Origin of the sequence: Blautia sp. MSJ-9 (genome assembly GCF_018919065.1) — a bacterium.
In the GTDB taxonomy this organism is placed as follows: domain Bacteria; phylum Bacillota; class Clostridia; order Lachnospirales; family Lachnospiraceae; genus Blautia_A.
In genome coordinates this window covers 92,520-116,095 of the sequence record NZ_JAHLQG010000036.1, presented here as the reverse complement: position 1 = coordinate 116,095, position 23,576 = coordinate 92,520, and the positions used below count along the sequence as shown (strand labels likewise).

Here is a 23,576-nt window from a genome sequence, read left to right as displayed (position 1 = left end):
GGGTCTGACCCTGAAAACTCTAGCTGTACTCCGTGAGGTCAGACACCTGCATTCCCACTTAATAATGACTCAAGCTGGTTGTTAATGGAATTTTTTAATAATTTTGAAAATTCCTCCCCATTAAAAAAATACTTTTCTTTTATAAGTTCTGGATTCTTTGTACATGAACTCTCTGGTGCTGTAACATCAATCAAATCCTTAAGTAAATTTTCACATTTTATTTTTAAAGATTCCAATTTTTCAGTATAACACTCATCTAGTAATGGTTTTGCAATTTCATAACGTCCCAAATCATCCAAAAATAAATTGATCAATCTACAAGATGCCATCTTGCTAACTGTTTCCCCCTTGATTTCAGAATCATATTTATGCCAATTTATTATTAATTCATACAACCTGCTATATCGATATTTATCAATTTCATTTATCTTCTTTTGAGATTCAATCTGTTTTAATCTATAACTATTAATTAAAGAAATTATTATATTCGCTATTGATGTAATAAATGCTGCAAATACCGTTGCTGTCAGAATCACAGTATATAAAAAGCCACTTATTTCCATTGAAGTATTCCTTTCCTATAATGTCAAGCCCTAAAGTATTGATTTTATGGGCTTTTTCTTTAAATATTACCACTCAAAACAGAGCTAAAGGTGTACGAAAGTTATCGTATCCTGTACTGAACAGCCATAAAATGGTATAGCTTATAAAGCGTCCTGATAATGGGGCTTTTTAAGGCTATAATCCTCTATTAGCTATGAGGGTGAACCTTCCGTGTCTAATGGGATCTTGTCCCAACTTTCTTCGTCCCAACTGTTCATACACTGAGTGCTTGCCAAGCTTTCGAACAGGGTCGTGCCCTATGGAGTGAACTACCGCAAGCTACAGCTCTTGTTTGTCGTTTGATTCTTACTGACCTTATGATTCTGCAAGGTGCGGTTTCCCGCGGACGCTTACCCTGCATCTCTCAACCAGCCGTTTCGTTATGATCCACGTTCCATGGATCTGGGTCAATGGGTTCCTTTCCAGAACCCTGCTCAATTTCAGAAGTTTCTGAACCTCAGCAGGATTCTGGAATACTGCTTTGCTTTATACTCCTTATGCAGCCAGGCTTTCCTGTCCGCTGAATTTCTTTACAAGTCCCCCCTGCAAAATTATATTTAGGTCTGGAACACCCATTAGATTGGGAAAACGATAAACAACAATTTTCGCTTCGATATGTTGGTCAAAACAGTCTTTATGAATTTTTTAGAGAACTTTAAGGCCTAGTTTATTCATTTTATTCGTACCTCATAGGGTCTGACCCCAATGTGCTCACATAAGGCATCCCTATGAATACATAATCTTCACAAGAATGCCCTAAAATATTGATTCATCAAAATCCTCAATAGGCATCCTTTAGCCGACCCTCACCTATTGTTTTCGCTTTTTATCATAACATATTCAAATATTGATTACAAGAATCTATCTTAATCTCCTGTGATTTTCCGTCGACAGATGTTACTGTTCAAGGGCTAACTGGACAGTAACCATGATCGAGGGATACCAGAAAGACTGATGGTAAAAATTGATTCTTTATGATATAATTTTTGATAGATAATTAGCAGTTATCCTTTAGTCAGACGTCTTAGGATAACATTTTGCTGATAATATGTAGAATTGAGGGGTGACTATTATGAACGATTTTCCTGAATTAAGCGTAATTATACCTGTTTACAATGTTCAAAGTGAATTAAGAACGTGTTTGGATTCTGTAATTAACCAGTCTTATCTGAATATGGAAATAATTGTCATTAATGATGCATCTACAGATGGCTCTGCTCATATTATTGAGGAATATGCTGCTAAATACCAACTTATAAAACCAGTTTTCCTACAGCATAATATTGGTGTAGGGGACGTTCGAAATCAAGGAATTGCTTTGGCGAAGGGACGTTATGTAGGATTTGTCGATAGTGACGACTGGATAGATATGGATTTTTATCAAAATCTAGTAGCTTCTATAAAGTCCAATGATAGTGATATTGCTGTTTGCGGTGTAAAAACCGAATATAACAATTCACTGAATTATCAATTGCGCTATAAATACAATTCCGAAAATTGCATTACCGGAGAATATGCATTAAAGCTTCTCACAAAATCAGAAAATTATGGATGCTTCATAACTCCAATTGTCAATAATAAAGTTTACAACGCGGATTTTCTAAAAAACACAAATATTCGTTTTAACTCTGCCCGTAGTTTCCAGGATGACTTCTTTTCGTTTTTTGCAATTTTACGTTCAAAAAGAATATCCTTAGTAACAGATACATATTATCATTATTATCAAAGACAAAGTTCCACAACCCATACATTTTCCAAAAGGCTGGTTACAGATTGTCTTGATACCCTAGTTCAAATCCGCGATATCCTGCAGAAAGACATGTGTCTGGAGAAGTACAAAAAGGAGTACTATTCATATGTAGAAAGACTGATTACTTCTCTTTTAGATATGCTTATAAGGAAAGAGCAGGACTCTGTCACCCAAAAAGAATATCTTAAGTATATTCTTTTGCAATTCAGTAATCATTTTACTGTTTCAGAAGTAATTGACTACATTGATGCAAGTCGTATTTTTAATTTTTTTGATTTGTAAAAGCAATTCAGAAATACCCGTTCCTAATCTAACAAAAATCGGGAACGGGTATTATATATTTCAGCTAGTTCTTAAATAATAATATACTATTTTAAAATATAGGAATCCATATAAACGGTATATTTTTCTTTGAATGAAAGAACATATTTTTGGTCTGGCGTATTATCCAAACACCCCAATGCTTTGTAAATATGTTTAAGAAGAAAATACTGGTGGTCTTGTATTGCCTTTTCGATGTGCTCATCTATCCATTTATTAATAAATGCTATATCATTGAAATCGCCTATTTTTCCGATTGCTTCTATAATACTTGCTACAGTAAAGTAGTTTTGTTCTATATCCATCTGTTTAAGTAAGCTTTGATGGCCTTCATATAATTTTTTCTCACCGATAATATCTGCCATATGTTCACGTATGTGGCAATTCGGATTGAAAAGAGAATTGATGATTATTTGGTTTATATCTTCATATTCGGTTGTCATAAGGAAACTTTCCAATTTGTAACGATTTAAGTCGACTGATGACGCCTTGGATCGAGAAAAATAGTCAATAATCCATGGAATAGAAATTTTTAATAGCTTTCTATACTTTGCCAACAATAACATCAAATCCGTTTTCCAGGTTAGAATTTCATCGTCAATATTGTTATAATTAACGAACAATGTCTCCATGAAATTGCGAACGAATGTTTCGGATATTTTTAAATCATTACAATTAACCAATAAATTATAATATACATTTAATAAGCCAGCCAAAAGTTCCGTTTTGTTATCATTTAATGCATGAATTATTAATGCTTCATAGTCTTTGAAGAATTCGACTAATTCCTTTTCTGTATATTTGTCAGATGATTTATTTAAAATATTCGTAATAATACTGATGTTAGACCCAAAATATTCCTGTATGTAATCAATAAATCTCTCTCTTGATTCGCATACAAGATTTGTAACACCACACAAATTTAACGCTTCATGAAAATCTGATAAGTACTGGTTTTCGTTAATAAAATTCCTTATAGTGGCTGTTAAAAATCTCAGATTTGACGGATCATACTCTATATAGGTAAGATGGGTCAGGTCAAATGGGATTTTTGAAGATTTTTGCTTGATCATAAGTATATTTTGTGCATCTTTAAAGGAATGCGCTATTCCCAACTCATAAAATACATTTGGGTTATATGCAGTTAAATCAGCTATAATATATCTTGACTTTAATATTTCAGTTAATATTTTATTTAAGATTGGCTTGGAACCGGCAATCTCGTCAGCTCGATTACAAATTAAACCATTATCATTTAAATCTTTCTTTATTGTTCCATAGATATAATCAAATTCCGGGCTAAACGGCATTAACATAAAGCAACGATTTTTTTCTATGGGTATTTTTTCGTTGATAAATTGTTTCGGATAGATTTTATAATCTTTCATAGACATTACCTCTCAATTTTACATATTATCAGCAAAATGTTATCCTAAGACGTCTGACTAAAGGATAACTGCTAATTATCCACCAGTACATGGTTTATATTTTTATTATAGCTTCTATTGAAATTGATACTGAAAACAGTAATATGATGTTTATAAAAACAGGAGGAAGTTAAAATGAGATTAGAAGCTAAAATGGCAACATATTTGGAGTATTGTGAATATCGAAAGGAACTGGATAAAAAAACACTGAAGGCATATCGCATTGATCTCCATCAATATTTTGAATTTGTTTGTGTTGATGAACCTGAAAAGGAGAAGATTGAAGAATATATCACTCATCTGCATAAAAACTTCAAACCAAAAACCGTAAAAAGGAAAATAGCATCAATAAAAGCATATTATAATTATTTAGAGGAAACAGAAATTATTATTGAAAGTCCATTCCGAAAAATAAAAGTCAGATTTAAAGAAAATGTAACTCTTCCAAGAATCATTCCAAGAGAGGAAATTGAGCAGCTTCTGAATTATATGTACAAATGCCTGAATGAAAGTACTGCTTCGTCTCGTAAATATATGCTGCGTGATATAGCAATTATAGAAGTATTTTTTGCAACCGGGGCAAGAGTATATGAGATTTCTAATATCCGGAAAGATAGTGTTAACCTGAATACAGGTCTGATAAGATTAATGGGAAAAGGCGGGAAGGAAAGATATGTTCAGATCAGCAGTACTTCAATTCTGGCGTTGCTGAAAAAATACTATGCTGAAAATGAATCTGCGATCAGACAGAGCGGATACTTTTTTGTAAACAACAGAGAAAATAGGTATACAGAGCAATCAATACGGTTGATGCTGAAAAAGTATACAGAACAGGCTGGAATTGAAAGGAACATAACCCCCCATATGTTCAGACATTCGTTTGCCACATATTTAATAGAAGAAGGAGTAGATGTAAGCTGTGTCCAGCAAATTCTTGGTCACAGCTCCATAAAAACGACACAGATCTATATACATATTGCGGCTAAAAAGCAGGCAGAGATTTTAAAAGAAATGCATCCTCGCAACAATATGAACATAATTGGTGTGGCATAATTCATAACTGTCAAATAAAAGACTTTTAATATTTATAAGTTGCTGAAATAGAATTGAAGAACGCAACAATAAAGCGTTAGACTGACCTGAAAAGGGCGGTCTTTTTGTCGTGAAAATATCAACATTCAAAGACATGCCGCGCGAATTTGGTAAGTAGGTAATCATCCGTATATTGACATTTTATAAAATCCATCTGATACTGTTCCCGGCTGTCTGCCAGATTCTCTATCAGATGGCTTGGTATTATTTTTTTAGTTTAATCGTGACCGGGTGATAAGATGCAGTCAGGAATGGCTGGAACCGGTCTACTGGAGGATTCATGAGAAACTGCTGGAATGCGGGCTGCTCCATATGGATGAGACAAGGATCCAGTGCAATAAGGAAGAAGGGAAACTTCCAGGCAGCGAATCCTTTATGTGGGTCATGCGCAGTGCAGCTAGCGAAGAGATCCAGGCAGCATTTTTCTTTTATTCCCGCAGCCGGAGCGGTGAGAATGCCCGGAAACTGCTTAAGAGTTTTGATGGATACCTGATCACGGATGCCTACTCCGGTTATGATACTGTGCCGGACATCAAAAGATCCCTGTGCTGGTCCCATGTACGGGGGTACTTTATAGAAAGCATTCCGCTGGATACAAAGAGTGATCGGACAGGCGGCTCTGCCGCACCGTAATATTCACCAGAGCAGTGCCATTTAAAAAGGAACAGAAAAAAGTGCCTCAAACATTGATGTAGGTATTATAGCAGGAACTCTGCTAGTTTACACTACGCCATGTTTTGAGGCACTTACTATTATTTCCTGCCAAATTTTCTCTGGCTTTTTTCTTCACTTTTTAATCGACTTTCAATCAGCACTATCGATACACCACTGTCTTCATTGGATATTCCCTCCATATTTTTATAATTACCTAGTGCCTCATCTAACAATGTCATATCTCCCATGCCCTCTGTGCAAAAATGACTGAACTCATTAATCCTGGAAAATGACTTAAGTTGTGCATTCTTTCTTTTTGAATATTTGAAAGCCGCAATCTGTAATAAGTCCCATATCATCTTAGACCATCCATCTTCCGTTGAATATAGGTCACTATCAAATGTACGCCCCGACTTAAATTTCAGTAAATTAATAAGCTCGCTAGACAAACTGTCATTAATGTATAAGATATCATCAGGTATCGCACAACCCATTGGGAACATTCTGTTTCCAGCAAAAAATCCATTGGCCAATAAATTGTCAGCAATCAATAAATATTGTGCCCCATCATTTATCGTTTTAGGAAAAATATTTCTCATCTTTCCATTCAAATTTCCCGCTCTACAATATGTAAATTGAGGCCAGTTTTTATATAATTTTAACTGATGTCTCTCACTTTGATGTACGTGTAGCCAAGGATTCTTTGATATCTTTGCCTGAAGCAAAAGAGAATTCAAGACCATTTCACCTTTTCGCTTTCTATCTGCATAAACAAATAAAATATCTCCCAACTCTGGCTTCTTAGCTTCTTTAATATCTACTATCGGCTTTTGATGACAATATACACCTACAATAGAAAAATCATAATGCGGAAAAACTGCAACTAATACATTAAAAAAATCTTTAACAAATTTGGTCGATAACATTGCCACATAATCTGGTTCCTGTGGTTTCCGCGGTGTACATTTTTTATTAGTCCACATTGCAGCATCTAAAAGCGCCTTACCTATTAACTTTTCCAAAATATATTGATTACTATTAATATCATATGTATTCATTCTACACCTCACAGTTTCATAATTTAGAACCAATTCTATTATACTACACTTTTTTCTCCCGTATTATCTTTTTCATCAACATTCTTCAACATTTTTACAATACACTTCTTCCTAAGCTATACAATTCTTATATAATACTTTATATTTATTCTAATCTTATCTTATTATATATCTGCCTTTTATAAGGAGAATACAGCCTTAGCCGAATTCTCCTATGTCCACAGAATCCGTTTCCGATTCCGTCACTCAATCCCTACCATACAAATCCCTGGTATACACCTTCTCCTTCACATCATCCAGACAGCTGTCATACCTGTTCGCGATAATAGCCTGACTCAGCTCTTTAAACTTCTCCAGATCATTCACCACTCTACTGCCAAAGAACGTACTTCCATCCTCCAGTGTCGGCTCATAAATAACCACCGTTGCACCTTTCGCCTTAATACGCTTCATAACTCCCTGGATAGAAGACTGGCGGAAGTTATCAGAATTTGATTTCATCGTCAGACGATAAACACCAACCACAACTTCCTTCTCTTTACTTGCATCATAATCATCATTAGCCCCATAAGCCCCTGTCATTTCCAGCACACGCTCTGCAATATAATCCTTACGTGTTCTGTTCGACTCCACGATCGCGGACATCATGTTCTGAGGTACATCCGCATAATTAGCCAGAAGCTGCTTCGTATCCTTCGGCAGACAATATCCGCCATATCCAAAAGACGGATTATTATAATGGGAACCAATACGCGGATCCAGACATACGCCATTGATAATCTGCTGCGTATTCAAACCTTTCATCTCTGCATAAGTATCCAGTTCATTAAAATAAGACACACGCAAAGCCAGATATGTATTCGCAAACAGCTTCACAGCCTCAGCCTCTGTAAATCCCATGATCAAAGTATCAATATTTTCCTTAATAGCACCTTCCTGCAAAAGTCCCGCAAAAGTATTCGCAGCTTTTACAAGTCTTGCATTCTGCACATCTGTTCCAACAATAATTCTGGATGGATACAAATTGTCATACAGTGCCTTCGATTCCCTTAAGAATTCAGGGCTGAAAATAATATTATCGCAGTGGAACTTCTCTCTCACGCTCGCCGTATAACCTACCGGAATTGTAGACTTGATAACCATAACAGCATCCGGATTATACTGGATCACCAATTTGATAACCGACTCTACTGCAGAAGTGTCAAAGAAATTCTTCTTGCTGTCATAATTGGTAGGCGCTGCGATCACCACAAAATCCGCATCCTTATATGCTGTCTCTGCATCCAAAGTAGCCGTAAGATTCAAATCCTTCTCCGCCAGATATTTCTCAATATACTCATCCTGAATCGGAGATTTTCTCTGATTGATCAGCTCTACTTTCTCCGGAATAATATCTACAGCCGTTACTTCATGATTCTGTGCTAAAAGTGTTGCAAGCGATAAACCTACATATCCTGTACCTGCTACTGCTATCTTCATACGTCAAAACTCCTCTTCTACATATCCTATTTTATATGCGAATTTTGCACATGATTATTCCGGGGGCTTCTGAGCCATCTGTCCAGACTTTGAGAGCCACCATTCCGGAGAATGAGAGCCAGTCAAATTTTCTGATTTTGGTTTGATAATAGTATCTGTCAGAAAAACCCTTGTAAAGGCTGCTAACGCCCCGCTAATGCGGCTTCGGTCTTGACAAGCACTGTTCTGCCAAATAACCAATAATCAAGCAAAATCATAGTGGCTCTATGTCTCCAGAACACTGGCTCTAAGATGACCGGACAGGCGGCTCTGCCGCACCGTAATATTCATGCACATTTGTTACACCAAAACCTTAAATGCTAACTTCCCATCATTTTCCTACTCAAACGCTTAAAACTCTGATAAATACTGAGTTATTCGCAATTTTGTTGGTGGATAAATGAGTAGGTATGTTATTCAGCAAAAAAACTTTAAAAACTTCTGTTTTATCTAATAACAGGGTTTGAGTAGGATTATTTATGGAAGTTAGCATTAAAACATTGAAAATGCACTAATTGGATTGACTGTAATTTTACATTTCTTTTAAAAATTCTTTAAGGATATTTCATTCTTTTTATATGCCCTTCACTAGATCAAACCCCTGTCGTTTTCCCCTTCTAAACACTATTTACAGAAAAAATTTCATACTCTCTTTTTTTCCATAAAAAGCATAGATAAAGACTACATAAATTCCTAAAAATACAAAAGTATATAGTAATATATTTATGAATGGATGAAAACTAAATATATATCTACTTATACAAACCATTGTTCCAGCAATTAATGTTGACAATACTATTCTTTTCATACACGTTATATCCAATCGTTTCTTTAAATAACTTCTAGAATAATAACTCTGCACCAGCATCTGAACAACTTCCGCTATCACTGTTGCTAAAGCAGCTCCATAAATAGAATATCTCGGCATAAGTAAACCATTTAGTATCACGTCTATGACCGCACCACAAACAACAGCCTTTGTATAATATTTATCAAGTCCATGAGGAATTAGTATCTGGTTTCCTGTAATATTTGAAAACCCTGAAATCAGTAATATTGGCATAATAATTCTCATACAAGAAACCGCTCCAATATACTCGCTTCCGCCTAATATAATAATTATGTCACGTGCTTCGATTTCAAACAGTACCGTTAATGGAACAGCTATCATAAAAATTATTCTAATAGATTTTTTTAACATTTCATTATACTGGTTCTTTGCATTTTGGGCCACATAATAAGATAAACGCGGTAGCAGAACTCCACTGATTGAATTTATAAGTGACAATGTTACTGTTTTTGCCTTTACAGCCATATCATATAGCCCAACTGCATTATCTCCATTAATAAATCCCAACATAACAGAATCCAGACTTGTATATACGCTAATAGCCAAAAGTGAAGCAAAAAGTGTTAGTGATGGTTTTAAATGTTTTACAAATTCCAATTTCTCAGAACAGCGAAAATATATAAATTTTCTTGAAAAAGCAAAATTGCAAATGTAATTTCCAACACTACTAAGCCCCAAAATTAACGCATATTTTATATAATCTTCTTGAGTGCGAACAAATCCAAATATTAAAAATAACGATATAACTTTAAATATAATAGCTCTTTTAGTAATATAACTGTATTCTTCCAATCCACCATACAGCCATTCCATTGAAAGAGGTGCAATTGCTATCTGAGCCATACTTATAAACAGCAAATATCGATTTGATTTAAATTTATCTACCCATATAAGCGATACACCAAGAAAAACCAATACTAGCACAGTTATAATACTATTTATTAGAAACAATTCCTTAACTGTTTTGGATAATTTTTCTTTATTATCTCTTACCTTTGCTATAGCACGAATACCATACGTAGATATTCCTATCGAACCAAACAAAAGTCCATAACTTGTCACATTAGAAAAAAAAGCGACTTTTCCCAGATTTTCAGCTAGTAAAATCCTAGATACATATGGATAAACTATTAGTGGAAATATCATACTTGAAAGTTTATAAATTATATTTAGCAAAGCATTTTTTTTAATCGAACTTCGACTTTCCATTTTTATTTAAATCTCCATTTGTAAAAATCGTTTTTTCCTAAACTGATAAATAAACTTTACCAAGACATCACTGATAAAATTACAATGAACTCTTCTAACACCTTTAAACAATTTATTGATTCGTTCTACCTTTGGCATTTTAATCATACATTTTAATATATGTAAGTAACCTACACTCGTTTTATCTGTTCCAAATGTCATTAACATTAAATTTGAAAAATTACTTTCTTCTAAATACAATTTGCGCGTATAACACATTAAATATGTCTCATGTAAATAAGCCGTAAACTCTTTAATCTGAATTGTACTCAAGGTAATCTCATTAAATATTTTGTTTAGCATAGTGACAGTCTTGCAAATACATTGTTTATTTTCTTTCATTAAATCATATAATCTTTTTTCTTTTTCACCATATTCAGCCAGAATACATTCTCCGTCACGATAACAGTTTGCAGAACCATGGGATGCTTGTAATAGTCGTTCCAGCATTCTATGATTTGTTGAGTAAACAGAAAAATATCTACTTTTAATTGGCACATCAGAATAAACTAGCCCAAATTTTCTATTCTGCGAACTAATGGAAACATCACCTTCTATTCCATAATATAATCCATTGATTTCCATATTTCCCTCAAAATAATTATACAAATTATCCTGAATAGTACCTTTCCATCCAATATCCACAATAGTTATATTTTTATTATCTCTTCTAATTCCAATTGATTCTAAATACTTTTCAAACTCTTTTTTTTCATTTACAACTGCTATCTCATATTTTTCTGAAAACATCCTGTCACCCTTTATTGACTCAAATTCTTTACTCGTCCAAAAATGTGGTATAACTTTTTCTATATCTACATTCTTATACAAACTATAATCTTCAGGCTGTAATCCTAATGTTGCAATAAATTCCTCTAAAGACAAACAATCTGTAGATTTTTTTAATGCCATAAATTCTTCTTTCCGGATATCTTTATTTAATGATGGAAGTAACGTAGACTTCCTTGATACTAGCAAGTAATGAGTTCTTATTGTTCTCCCGTTTTGTCGCATTAACATATCGAAAATTTCCTTAAAAAATTCGCCTTCCCGTGAACAAAAATAAATATCTTCAAGTTCATTTTTGTCAGCGTAATTTAAAAGTTCCCTCATAAACAGATATAAAGAAAAGCTATAGTTTGTTAAAGGATTCCCATTAAACTGTCTCTCAAAAATTTCCATCAGTTTCTCGTTAATTGTTTTTTCAGATTTTGAGTGCGTAATTTTAATCCTATAAGCCAAAATACCATTTTCTTTTGGTCTTTGATAATCGCTAATTTTGTTATCTCCAATCATTATGACATTATGAGCATCGATATCTTTTTTTTTCAGCAACCACTTATACATTAACCCCGAGTTTTTTCTATATCCTACATCAGATGATATATACATCCCATCGAACAATATTCTTATATTCAATTTTTCAAATATACATTCGAAAAAATCTTGTGGCATATAGAAATCTGAAACCAGATATATTTTCTTTCCTTTCATTTTTGCATTTTCTAAGACGGAACAAAGCTCATTGTTGAGCACCAATACATCTAATTCTATTTTTATGTAACTTTCTAACAAAAAGGTATAAAATTTTTCAAAATCATGCAGTTCCTCTTGAAAGTATTGAACCCGACTAAAAATATTATAAACAACTGTTCTAAAAGATAGCTCTTCTCTTATTTGTCTATTAGTTTTTACAGATAAATTCCAAATTTCTTTTACTACTGAAACATCTATAGCATATTTTTCTGCAATAAGATAAAACCATCTTTTCAACACGGTAACCGAACTGCATTTTCTATGTACTAACGTATCAAAGCAATCAACAAAAACAATATTTTTCTTTTCAATTAAACTTACTAGAGTACGTTTCAAATGTTTTCACCTCTTCATTTTTAATATTTTGTTCAATTATACTGTTTTTACGAAAAGAAAAACTATCACAATTCACATATAATTTTGCCGCAATTATTTTATCAAAAATCACAGCATAAACAATAACAAGCAAGTATACTGTCTGAATAATTATCAAGTCATAATACCCAAAAAACATAACCATAATGACAATCGAATCTGCTATAATTCTGGAAATCCTATTTTTATGATTTGATTTATAAATAGTTCCCAAAAAGAAGCCAAATAAAATACTTAAGCCGACTATTCCCACATAAGAAAAATCTCTATACATATTTCCAAATAAAGTATAAACATTTGAAGATGTAACATCTGTCACCACATCCTGAATAATTGAAACATGTTCCCCTATACCGATATAAGATAAAATATTGATAATTGGTCTAAAACATAGATTTCCTTTTGTATATTCAATAGAATTTAAATTCAGCAATGCACCGAAGGCTTCTATTGGTATCGAAATATATTCTCTCAAAGTACCTAATACAGCATTTCCATATCCCGAATATTTTCTCTGTCCAATATAATTTCTCTGAAAGCTTATTACTATAAGTAATACAATAACCAGAATTCCAAAAACAGTTCCATATTTTCTATAAAACTTATATTCCTCTTTTTTATCTTTTAATAACAAAATGTAAACAGATACAAAATAGATAGCATCAATAATAAATGCTTCTTTTGACATTGTAACAATTGAATTAAAAAGTCTGATCAAAAGAATCATAGTTAGTTTGGGAACTATTTTTTTTACATGATACTGTAATGCAATTGGAACAAAACAAAAGGTCACAAAAAAGTTTAAAGAAAGAAAGATACCTATAATTGTAATAATTGTATTTCCTGATCTCCTTAAATATAATTCTCTGACATATGTACTATTAGTAAATATACTAATAAAATTGGGCGCGACTTGCATTACAGAATAAATTCCAACAAAAAGAGCTAAGATACTAACAATTAGATTCAAATTTACCAACATATTTACAATTTTCAAATTGAAAGCAACTGGGCAGAAAAGATTTACCGTTCCTCTTCTTTTAAATATAATTTGTGCACATATAAAAGCAATAACAAAAAACATCTCTCCAATCACAATCCAAAATACTGCGGCTTGAAAATTTTTTGAACTGCATTCACCTATTGACAAGATTACACCTATCAGAAGCATCACAACAAATAATAATATTGGATTCCATATTCGATGATAAAATGCCACCGAAAAAATAGAAAACATAATTGTTAATAGTAATAAAGTCAAGAATATCATTTTTTTCCTCGTATATTTTCTTCCTTAATCTTATAGTTTGATTTAATCGTCAAAAGGGGTACTTTAATAACTAAGGCTACTGTATTTGGTATATTTGATTCGTGTGTTACAACAATATACTGTGACCAAATTCGGTAAAAAAGGCTTTTGACGCTTAAATCATTTGATAATTTTATCTAAGTTAACACTAAATTTACCAGATTATAGTTTTAATATTAGCACATTGGAAATGTAAACTTCTGTTTATCAAGGACATTAATATCCTTTCCAAGTTGCACTTCAATCAACTTCAATTCAGTCTCAGCCATCACTGTATGTCGACATCCAGATGGCATAATAATAACATCGCCTGTCTTGATCTTTTGTTCTGTATCATCCACGATAGCCTCCCCACAGCCAGAGATGACCACCCAGGCTTCCGTTCGATTCTTATGACTGTGATAGTTCATATTGTGTCCAGCATTCAGAGTTACTTTAATTGTCATAGATTCCGTTTCTACATCAATAACTTTAAAACTACCCCAGCTCTTTTCAGCAAACATAGTCTGTTGCTCAAACTTGTCCACAAAAGGTTTGATGTAACTACTCTGCTCCTTGTCGGCAACTAGAATGCCTTGCGGAGAGGCTGAAATCACCACATCATGTAATCCCATAGCTAATACAGGAACATCCATTTCATTGACAATGTGAACTCCACTACAAGTATTATCCATCTCTCCCTTACCAACTACTGCTTCTTCCATTGCCTCAGTCAGCGTATTCCAAGTTCCCAAGTCCTTCCACTGACCTGAAAATCGCTGAACCTGAATTTTCTTTTCCTTCTCAACAACCGCATAATCAAACGAAATTTGAGGGAAGCTATCATATTTGTTAAGTAAATCATAATATTCCGTGAAATCCATTAACCGATGAGCAATATCCATCACATACTTCAATTTATAAGCAAATACACCCCCATTCCACAAAGCCCCCTGAGCAATGTATTCCTTAGCCATATCTGCTGTCGGCTTCTCCTTAAATGTCTTGACTACTGCTGTATAGTCGGCGCTTTCTGGTATAATATAGCCATATTTTTCACTGGGATAAGTTGGCTCGATGCCCATCAAGACAAGGTTGGCCTCCCCTTTATCTGCCTGCTCAGCCAACCTTTTCAAGGCTTCAAAGTAATCCTCCTCCACATATGGATCTACCGGACAAACCACTACGGACTCTTCCGGAGTGATATGTAGCACATCTATCAGATATGCCGTAGCCAATACAATAGCCGGGAAAGTATCTCGGCGACAAGGTTCAACAGAAATTCCAACTTCGTCTCCCAGTTGATTACGTATGGAAGACACCTGAGTCTTACTAGTAGCAATTATTACATTAGCATCAATGTCTACTTTCTTAATCTGTCGATAAACACGTTGTACCATTGACTCATAGTTATCTTCTCCTTTCTTGAATATTTTGATAAACTGCTTAGAACGGATATCATTAGACAATGGCCACAAGCGTTTACCAGAACCACCGGATAATAAAACAATATTCATATATACTCCTGTCGTTAAAACAAAATGCTACCGCATTTTCATACGCAGCAGCATTTTTCCATTATTTCTATTTAGAGCTTCTCGACTTTGTTCTCTTTTTGCACAAAGATATTCCCAAAGCACTTGCAATTATTCAAAAGAAAATTTCTGCTTATAATAAGCTTAAAATTTATTATTTACATATTGAATAAAATTTTCTATTTCAGAAAAACTGAAAAATGTTGAAAACTCATTCCCCATGAAACAATGCGAAGTCCACATATTTTTCCAAACCACTACATTACTCATACAGCGTCTCTTCGAATATTCATGCAAATAAAATACCTCTTCAAAACTTTAATAAAGAAATTTAATCTATATCATAAGTTATTCAATAAAAAAGAATCGAGGATTTCAATAAAATAATCTACCTGCTCATTATTATTACTGCTATGATTTCCAATAAATAACCCTTGCTCATGAATTTCATCTGCATTTGTTAATGGTGATGGAATTCGATAATCCATATATTTAATTACAGGATTCCTTGTAAAGTTACCCGCAACTATTGGCCTGCACTCTATATTTGCCTTTCTTAATTTTTCGACCAGACTTCCTCGTTTATCAAAAAGCTTTCCAGTTAAAATCATAGCAAAACCAAACCACGACGATTCCCCTACCTCTTTCTGAACTCGGATATCATCATATTTCTTCATCTTTTTCAAAAAATACTCTGCATTAGAACGTCTAATATCAATCATTTTATCAATCTTTTTTAACTGCTTAATCCCTATTGCACCTTCCATCTCAAGCGGTCTAATGTTAAATCCCGGCACAATAAAATTAAAGCTTTCGTAAAACGAATCCTCTTTTTTTTCATAAATTTTACTATTCGTTGGTAAATTTCGTGTCCATCCATGTGCTCTGATAGCAAGCATGTATTCATATAATTCTCTATCATCTGTAACAACAACTCCACCTTCCATAGTGCACATATGATGAGAATAAAATGTAGAGTAAGTTCCAAGAAGACCAATCGTTCCAAGATATTTGCCTTTATACGTAGCTCCAAGTGATTCACAATTATCTTCTATCAGAATAATTCCCTTCTCGCTGCATATTTTCAGTAATTTATCATACTCATTCGAATTACCCAGCAAATTTACTGCAAACACCATTTTAGTTTTATCTGTAATCGCATTTTTCACGCTATTTATATCTAAATTCAGAGTATACCTATCAATATCCACGAAAATAAGTTTCATTCCAAACTGTTCAAGAGGAGCATATGTCGTACTCCAGGACACAGCCGGAACAATGACTTCTGAGCCCCTATCAAGCTTTCCCGAATACACCAATGCTGCAATAGCGAGAAGATTTGCTGTTGAACCAGAATTTACCTGAACTGCATACTTTGCTCCAAAATGCTCTGCAAACTGCCTCTCATATTCTGCAACATTTTTACCCATCGTGTACATATCACTATCTATAACACTTTGAATTGCTTCTATTTCCTCATTATCCCAAGGACTATCACATAGTTTAAATTCCATCTTAACCCCTCCTTTTCTGCGCTTACTTTTGCTCAAATAATTTCAATGTCTTTTCTTTTTCTGCGAGTTTTCGATCATGCTTAGCCATTATCTCCACCAACTGCTCATAAGTAGTCTTCTGAGGATTCCACCCGAGAACTGTCTTTGCCTTAGCGGGATTTCCCCAAAGGTTATCCACATCCGTTGGACGAAACCATTCCGGATTCACACAAACCAACATCCTGCCGGTAACTGCATCGTATCCTTTTTCTTCGAGACCCGTGCCCTTCCAATCAATGGTGATGCCATTAACTTGAAATACTTTTTCCGTGAAATCTCGAACAGTATGTTGCACACCTGTAGCAATAACAAAATCTTCCGGCTTATCCTGTTGCATAATAAGCCACATACATTCCACATAGTCCTTGGCATAACCCCAGTCACGCAAGGAATCTAAATTTCCCAGCTCAAGGTGATCCTGCAAACCTTCAGCAATTCTACCCGCTGCCAACGTGATTTTACGAGTGACAAAATTTTCGCCTCGGCGTTCAGACTCATGATTGAATAAAATACCATTCACCGCAAACATCCCGTAAGCCTCTCGATATTCCTTGACCATCCAGAAACCATACTGCTTGGCCACTGCATAAGGAGAATAAGGATGAAAAGAAGTAGTTTCACTCTGAGGAACCTCCTCCACCTTGCCATACAATTCAGATGTGGATGCTTGATATATTTTAGTCTTTTTGCTAAGATTACAAACACGCACCGCTTCCAAAATGCGGAGCACACCTAAAGCATCCACATCACCAGAATATTCTGGTGCATCAAAAGAAACCTGAACATGGCTCTGCGCTGCCAAATTGTATATTTCATCCGGCATAATCTCACCAATAATACGAATCAAACTGGAAGAATCGGACATATCCCCGTCATGCAAAGTAATCTTTTTCATGATATGGTCAATGCGTGCAGTGTTAGAAATAGAAGCACGACGAATAATACCATGTACTTCGTATTCTTTCTCCAAAAGGAATTCTGCCAAGTAGGAACCATCCTGACCAGTAATACCAGTAATAAGTGCTTTCTTTTTCATTCTGTTCTCCCTTCTAATTAAATTTCTCATAGTTATCCAAATACCATTGATATGTTTTTTTCAGACCTTCTCTAAGTTCTGTTTTATATGTCCATCCTTTTTCAGTAAGTCTTGAACAATCCATCAGTTTCTGAGGCATACCATCTGGTTTGGAAAAATCATAAAACAGTTCACCTTCATATCCAACAACCTCCTTAACAATCAAAGAAAGTTCCGTAATAGAAACATCTGAGCCCGTTCCTACGTTAAAGAAGTCATTTCCAGAGTAATTTTCCATCAAGTAAACGCAAGCATCTGCCATATCATCAGCAAACAGCAATTCACGACGGGCTGTCCCAGTTCCCCAAACTGTGACTATTGGAGCATTATGAATTTTTGCCTCATGGAACTTACGAATTGTTGCAGCAACAACATGAGAACGAACCGGATCAAAATTATCCCCAATACCATACAGATTGCACGGCATAATGCTGATATAATCTGTTCCATATTGTTTATTGTACATTTGGCACAACTTCATTCCAGCTATTTTCGCAATCGCATATCCTTCATTAGTTGGCTCTACCTTACCATCAAGCAAATATTCTTCTTTCATTGGTTGGGGGCAATCTCTAGGGTAAATGCAAGATGAGCCGAGAAATACTAATTTCTTAACTCCATATTTATACGCTGAATTAATCACATTACTTTGAATCATCAGATTATCATACAAAAATGTAGCTGGAGATTGTATATTTGCCATGATTCCTCCAACTTTAGCAGCTGCAAGAATCACAATCTCAGGTCTTTCGTTATCAAAGAAATAATTAACATCCGCCTGAATTGTCAAATCCAATTCCTTTGATGTTCTAGTTAGAAAATTACTATATCCCTTTTCCTTGAGCTTTCTGTATATTGCAGAGCCTGCCATTCCATTATGACCTGCAATATATATTTTTGAGTCCTTATTTATCATTTAATCCTCCTCATATAATCAAGTGTTTTTTATTGAAAATTCAAAGTTTTTCAACCTCTTATATCTCAGTGAACAAGCCACAGTTATGGATATTTCGATGTATCAGATTCTGAAATAGCGGCTTCAGGGTACACGAAATAGAACGTCTTCATTTCTGTTCTACATGGCCTTGTGTATACCCATCCCTGTAGAATATAAATACTCTTTCGGAATCTCTAAGCCGTTATTTATCTGGCTTCTGAAATTCCATTTTTATTTTTCTTCACCTTTTTTCGAAAAGTACTTAACTTTTGCCCCTAAAAATGCGACGCTTCATGCCTCTTGCTTAACAAGACATATGTTCCTAACCTGAACGTTTTATACTTTTTAATCTGGAGTTGCGTTTCATTGAAACCTATCTTCTAGACTGGCAAACTTAATCTTTAGCATCTTCATAAAAAACATAAAATAATACTCCAAACAATTACAAAAATCATATGTCTCAACTTTCCTCTTTATATAAACTTTCAACAGTAGTGCTCATAACAATAAATGACCGATTTTCTTAATTCAGTATTAACATTTCCGTCCCATAATTTCATTGATCCGTCTTCTTTATGCTCACATTCTATAGATTTTAAATAATATATCGGTATTTTTTTATTTTTCACCCTTTTTGCTAGAACATGCTCTTCCGAAAATAAGAAAATATTTTCATCAAATACTGGTAATAATGCATCCAATGCTTCACTTCCAATTGCAAAAAAGCTTCCATGTGCTGCAAATATTCTATACTTCTCTTTTTGAATAACTTTTATCATAAAATTAAAAATAGCTCTATAAATTTTACTAATTCCTATCCCTGCAAGAAAATAAAATCTATTATTTTTTTTCATTCCCTTATAAACTAATAATTCTGATAATATATTTTCCTTTGGATACATTGGATTTTGTAACTTACCGGATAAATTTGTTATTTTCCCACAGTACAATGCATTTTTTTTCGATGCCTGAATACCAAACTTTTTTATAACTATATCTGGATTAGAAATAATCAAATAATCAAATTCATATTTCAACTTTGCCAGTTCGATTCCTCTATTATTTCCTGCACCATATCCTCTATTGGGAACATTTATAAAATCACATTGGTTCTTCTCTGCAATATCTTCGAATTTATATTTAGACTCATCATCAAAATAACTATTAACAATAATTACCTTATAATTTTGAACACATCTTTTTAAGGATTTCAAAAACTCCTCAATATCATCTATATTCTTATATGTCAAAACTACAAAAATGTACCTATATCTTTTCTTCTCAATAATCATGGTTAGTATCCTTTTCTCCAATTCTAATCCATGTTGGTGGAATTATATCTATTGGTTTATTATCGAAAAACCATTTTTGGGGGGATATAATAATTTTATCTGGACTATTTATCAGCCAAGCCCCCCACCAATGGAATGTACTATTTCCAATAATTGCATGATGACATGATGACATCAACTGTAATTCTTCAAAATCATCTACAATAACTTCCTTTTCTCTATAAATCACCTTTTCTCTCCTAAAATCTAAATTTTGTTTTACCCATTTTATGTCATTGGAGAATATGTAAAAAACTGGATTATCAATAGTTTCCAATAATATTTTAATTGCATCATTATAATATTGTTTACCAAAAGAGCCATAATGTTTTTGATCCAATAAATAATCTCCTCTTCTAATCCCAATAAATACACTATTCTCTTTCTGCATAGTCTCTTGCAAATTTAGCGTATTTATATGCAATTGATAATTAGGCAAAAGCTCTTTTCTTATTAATTTCTCAATTGGTTCAAGATATCTCCACGATTGCCAATATCCATCAAGATATGAGTATTTTAATAACTTTTTCGGATTTCTATATCCTCTATTTGTTTCAAAATAATATTCTTGATTTATGACTCGTTCTAACATGATTTTGATTTTATCTTCAGTTTTAAGAGGACTATTTTTTATTTGGAATTTTCTCTTCTTCTGGATTTCTTCAATATCTGCAATATCTAAGGAAATATTACATTTCAATAATCTTGGTCTTCTAATTTCATCATCAATAACATTATCATAAGAAGACATATCTATTTTTACATTTTCATTCGTCATAGCCCGCATTAACATAGCAAAACTATACTGAAATAATTGATTTCCAAGTCCACCTTTTATTTTTATAATTTTCACAACAACTAACTCCTCATATAATCAAGTGTTTTTTATTAAAAATTCCAGTTTTTTTACATTGCTATATCTTTAGAAAATATTAATTTTGACATTTATGTCCAAAATAATTTTCTACTTTTTTACATACCTCTTTTTTTTATACAAGCCACATATCATATTTCTTACAGTATTTAAAAGACTTACAACAAAAGACTCCTTTTCAGCATTTCGAAATAATCTATAATGCCATTTGATTAATTCTTTATACCCCTGTGTACTGATACTTCCACTTCTTCCACGCCTATATTCTGCTAAAACCTCATCAAGTAAATAACATCTAGTTTTCTTACATACTTTCAGCCACATGGCATAATCATTATTTTTCTTTATATCCTCAATCTGAATCAATCCAACTTTTTTTCTGTCATACATAACAGTCAAACATCCCGGCCAACAGTAATTAAACATTCCTGTTTTAGAAATTACCTTCGGTCCTGAAACAACTACATTTGTTTTATTTCCATCCGTATCTATTTCCTCATAATTGGTATAAGAAAAATAACATTTATTTTTCTTCATAAATTGAATTTGTTTTTCTAGCTTTTCTGGTTTCCACAAATCATCTGAATCCAGAAATGCAACCCATCTTCCTTTTGCTTCTCTTAATGCACAATTACGACTAACAGCTGCTCCTGAATTTTTTTTATTCTTTATATATCTGATTCTGGAATCCTGTATCGCTCCAACAATAGTATCCGTATTGTCTGTTGAACAATCATCTACAATTATCAACTCCCAGTTCTTATATGTCTGGTTTATTACTGACTGAATTGTTTCTGCAATATATTGTGCTGTATTATAAGATGGCATTATAATTGACACCAAATCCACCATATATCTACCCTTTCCGTTACTCACACTGTCTGTGAAACTCTTCCATTTTTAAAATGGCGCATAATAAGCTTCCTATCTTACTTTTATTGCTTATTTTTTTGAGAATGGAAATAATATTTTTACCATTACATTCAATGGGAATCTATAAAGAATATGTAATTTACAATATGCTTTTCTAAAGCCAAAATACTTTTCCAAATAATCTTGAAATGCTGTTTCGTGACGAATTGATCTTGAACCATCATTAATATATATTCCTTTTTCTAATTTCATACGGTTATCTTCAAGTATTCCAGCAACCATTGCTGCATTAATTCCATTTCTCTCTGCTTCTGGTTTTACACGTAAAACATTAAAGTCTAAATGCCTCGAATATTCCTTCAAATATGCAAAACCACATAATTCATTTGTCTCTCTGTTAAATCCACCATAAACAATATCCCTTTCCCACTTAGCTATATCTTTTTCAAAAATATTCTTTTGAATATTAGGGCGATATTTTTCAGGCCATGACTCCAATGCACAAATCATAACATGATATAATTCTTCTATATACTCTGACGGATTAATTCTCTTAACTTCAAAATTCTTTTTTCCTTTATTTATCTCATATCTTCTTTTTGATTTAAGTACAGCGATATCCAATGGTGTATCTTTTACAACATACCACCAACTAGTTTCATATCCGCAGTCATAATCAGTAGTCCACCTTACCGGGAATGGTATACCGCCCCCCTATTTTCCAAATTGATCCATCTTTTATACAACACATATCTGGTTCTTCATGAGGTTCCACTGACGGAATAACTGCATGATTATAATATTGCCAATCCTCTATACTCATACTATTTCTCACTTTTTACTAAAATTTCTTTTGCAACTTTCTGCTTTTTCTGATATCCTTCTAAACTAACCTTACCCGCTCTCAGCAAATAAACCCCAAAGTCCTCCGCCGTAGCCATATCATCTTGTGAAACCCCTTCCCGCTTAATAAATGCTTTTTTAACAGTCTCAAGAATGATTCCAATGTCCCCTACAAATCCAACTTTTTCAATATATTTCTGATCCCAGTTCAGCTTATCTTCCCACGTTATAGCATTCCTACCATTAACCTGTGCCAGTCCAGAAAGTCCCGGCTTTGCAGTATGGCGCATTCTCTGCTCTTTCGTCATAAAGACCATATCACGAACCAACTGCGGTCTCGGCCCTATAACACTCATTGTTCCATTCAAAATATTAAACGCCTCCGGAAGCTCATCAAGACTAGTCTTACGTAACCACGCACCAAACTTTGTCAGTCTGACATCATCTGGCAACAATTCACCATTTTGATCTCTTTCATCTGTCATCGTACGGAATTTATACATTTTAAATACAGTTTCTTTTCCGTCTTTGTCTATCAATCCCGGTCTATCTTGCGTAAAGATTACCGGAGAGCCAAGTTTTAACTTCACCAGTAGCGCAACACCGATATACAATGGACTGAAACAGATGATTGCAGCAGAAGCACACGCTACGTCTAACCCTCTCTTCACATACTTCTCATAAAATCCCATCTTTCGAGGCTGAATCGCCTCCATTATTTCAGCCTTATAGGTAGTTTTTTCTGTCTTCTTTCGCAATACATGTGCTGTAATTCCTGCTGCCAGAGCCGTTTCTCCAGCAAGGATTGCTATAATTTTTTTCTTAGACACGCTCT

At 33.8% G+C, this 23,576-nt stretch carries 19 protein-coding genes; 3 read left to right on the top strand and 16 right to left on the bottom strand.

The features are described 5' to 3' along the window. Positions 1-38: 38 nt before the first annotated feature. Positions 39-563 (bottom strand): hypothetical protein, encoded by a 525-nt coding sequence (locus tag KQI87_RS10440; RefSeq protein WP_216460094.1) that lies wholly within the window; start codon positions 561-563, stop codon positions 39-41. A gap of 1,112 nt (positions 564-1,675) precedes the next feature. Here KQI87_RS10440 and KQI87_RS10435 point away from each other — a divergent pair. Continuing rightward, positions 1,676-2,635 carry a glycosyltransferase family 2 protein gene (locus tag KQI87_RS10435; protein WP_216460093.1) on the top strand — a complete coding sequence of 320 codons (960 nt, stop codon included), beginning with the start codon at positions 1,676-1,678 and terminating at the stop codon, positions 2,633-2,635. 86 nt (positions 2,636-2,721) lie between these two features. Here KQI87_RS10435 and KQI87_RS10430 read toward each other — a convergent pair whose 3' ends face one another. Next, complete coding sequence (locus KQI87_RS10430; protein WP_216460092.1) at positions 2,722-4,062, bottom strand: hypothetical protein; 1,341 nt, start codon at positions 4,060-4,062, stop codon at positions 2,722-2,724. Between the two features lie 174 nt (positions 4,063-4,236). On the opposite strand from KQI87_RS10430, the gene KQI87_RS10425 reads away from it, so the two are divergent. After that, entirely contained in the window at positions 4,237-5,154 is a 918-nt protein-coding gene (locus KQI87_RS10425; RefSeq protein ID WP_216460091.1) for a tyrosine-type recombinase/integrase, read from the top strand. Between the two features lie 270 nt (positions 5,155-5,424). Continuing rightward, positions 5,425-5,826 carry an IS66 family transposase gene (locus KQI87_RS10420; protein ID WP_330655782.1) on the top strand — a complete coding sequence of 134 codons (402 nt, stop codon included), beginning with the start codon at positions 5,425-5,427 and terminating at the stop codon, positions 5,824-5,826. 119 nt (positions 5,827-5,945) lie between these two features. Here KQI87_RS10420 and KQI87_RS10415 read toward each other — a convergent pair whose 3' ends face one another. The 14 genes from KQI87_RS10415 to KQI87_RS10350 form a co-directional block, all read right to left on the bottom strand. Beyond that, positions 5,946-6,905 carry a hypothetical protein gene (locus tag KQI87_RS10415; RefSeq protein WP_216460090.1) on the bottom strand — a complete coding sequence of 320 codons (960 nt, stop codon included), beginning with the start codon at positions 6,903-6,905 and terminating at the stop codon, positions 5,946-5,948. Positions 6,906-7,151: 246 nt separating this feature from the next. Further along, positions 7,152-8,384 (bottom strand): nucleotide sugar dehydrogenase, encoded by a 1,233-nt coding sequence (locus KQI87_RS10410; protein ID WP_216460089.1) that lies wholly within the window; start codon positions 8,382-8,384, stop codon positions 7,152-7,154. Positions 8,385-9,051: 667 nt separating this feature from the next. Further along, positions 9,052-10,482, bottom strand: coding sequence for a flippase (locus tag KQI87_RS10405; protein ID WP_216460088.1), 1,431 nt, complete (start codon positions 10,480-10,482; stop codon positions 9,052-9,054). A gap of 6 nt (positions 10,483-10,488) precedes the next feature. After that, the gene (locus KQI87_RS10400; RefSeq protein ID WP_216460087.1) at positions 10,489-12,393 is read right to left on the bottom strand and encodes an HAD family hydrolase; all 1,905 of its coding nucleotides are present in this window, start codon (positions 12,391-12,393) and stop codon (positions 10,489-10,491) included. Beyond that, complete coding sequence (locus tag KQI87_RS10395; protein ID WP_256444821.1) at positions 12,365-13,669, bottom strand: O-antigen polymerase; 1,305 nt, start codon at positions 13,667-13,669, stop codon at positions 12,365-12,367. The genes KQI87_RS10400 and KQI87_RS10395 overlap by 29 nt, the downstream gene beginning before the upstream one ends. Positions 13,670-13,917: 248 nt before the next feature. Beyond that, positions 13,918-15,237 carry a sugar phosphate nucleotidyltransferase gene (locus tag KQI87_RS10390; RefSeq protein ID WP_216460085.1) on the bottom strand — a complete coding sequence of 440 codons (1,320 nt, stop codon included), beginning with the start codon at positions 15,235-15,237 and terminating at the stop codon, positions 13,918-13,920. A 359-nt stretch (positions 15,238-15,596) separates the two neighbouring features. After that, a complete protein-coding gene (locus KQI87_RS10385) occupies positions 15,597-16,769 on the bottom strand; it encodes a DegT/DnrJ/EryC1/StrS family aminotransferase (RefSeq protein WP_216460084.1) in 1,173 nt (390 codons plus the stop codon). Between the two features lie 22 nt (positions 16,770-16,791). Further along, the gene (gene gmd, locus KQI87_RS10380) at positions 16,792-17,844 is read right to left on the bottom strand and encodes a GDP-mannose 4,6-dehydratase (RefSeq protein WP_216460083.1); all 1,053 of its coding nucleotides are present in this window, start codon (positions 17,842-17,844) and stop codon (positions 16,792-16,794) included. A gap of 13 nt (positions 17,845-17,857) precedes the next feature. Beyond that, entirely contained in the window at positions 17,858-18,799 is a 942-nt protein-coding gene (locus KQI87_RS10375; RefSeq protein ID WP_216460082.1) for a GDP-L-fucose synthase family protein, read from the bottom strand. A 506-nt stretch (positions 18,800-19,305) separates the two neighbouring features. Beyond that, positions 19,306-20,112, bottom strand: a complete 807-nt coding sequence (locus KQI87_RS10370; protein WP_216460081.1) for a glycosyltransferase family 2 protein — start codon at positions 20,110-20,112, stop codon at positions 19,306-19,308. Beyond that, the gene (locus KQI87_RS10365) at positions 20,102-21,004 is read right to left on the bottom strand and encodes an alpha-1,2-fucosyltransferase (RefSeq protein WP_216460080.1); all 903 of its coding nucleotides are present in this window, start codon (positions 21,002-21,004) and stop codon (positions 20,102-20,104) included. The genes KQI87_RS10370 and KQI87_RS10365 overlap by 11 nt, the downstream gene beginning before the upstream one ends. 111 nt (positions 21,005-21,115) lie before the next feature. Further along, positions 21,116-21,901, bottom strand: a complete 786-nt coding sequence (locus KQI87_RS10360) for a glycosyltransferase family 2 protein (RefSeq protein ID WP_330655780.1) — start codon at positions 21,899-21,901, stop codon at positions 21,116-21,118. A gap of 66 nt (positions 21,902-21,967) precedes the next feature. Beyond that, a complete protein-coding gene (locus KQI87_RS10355; protein WP_216460079.1) occupies positions 21,968-22,522 on the bottom strand; it encodes a hypothetical protein in 555 nt (184 codons plus the stop codon). Positions 22,523-22,722: 200 nt separating this feature from the next. Next, positions 22,723-23,571 (bottom strand): sugar transferase, encoded by an 849-nt coding sequence (locus tag KQI87_RS10350; RefSeq protein ID WP_330655779.1) that lies wholly within the window; start codon positions 23,569-23,571, stop codon positions 22,723-22,725. Positions 23,572-23,576: the final 5 nt, after the last annotated feature.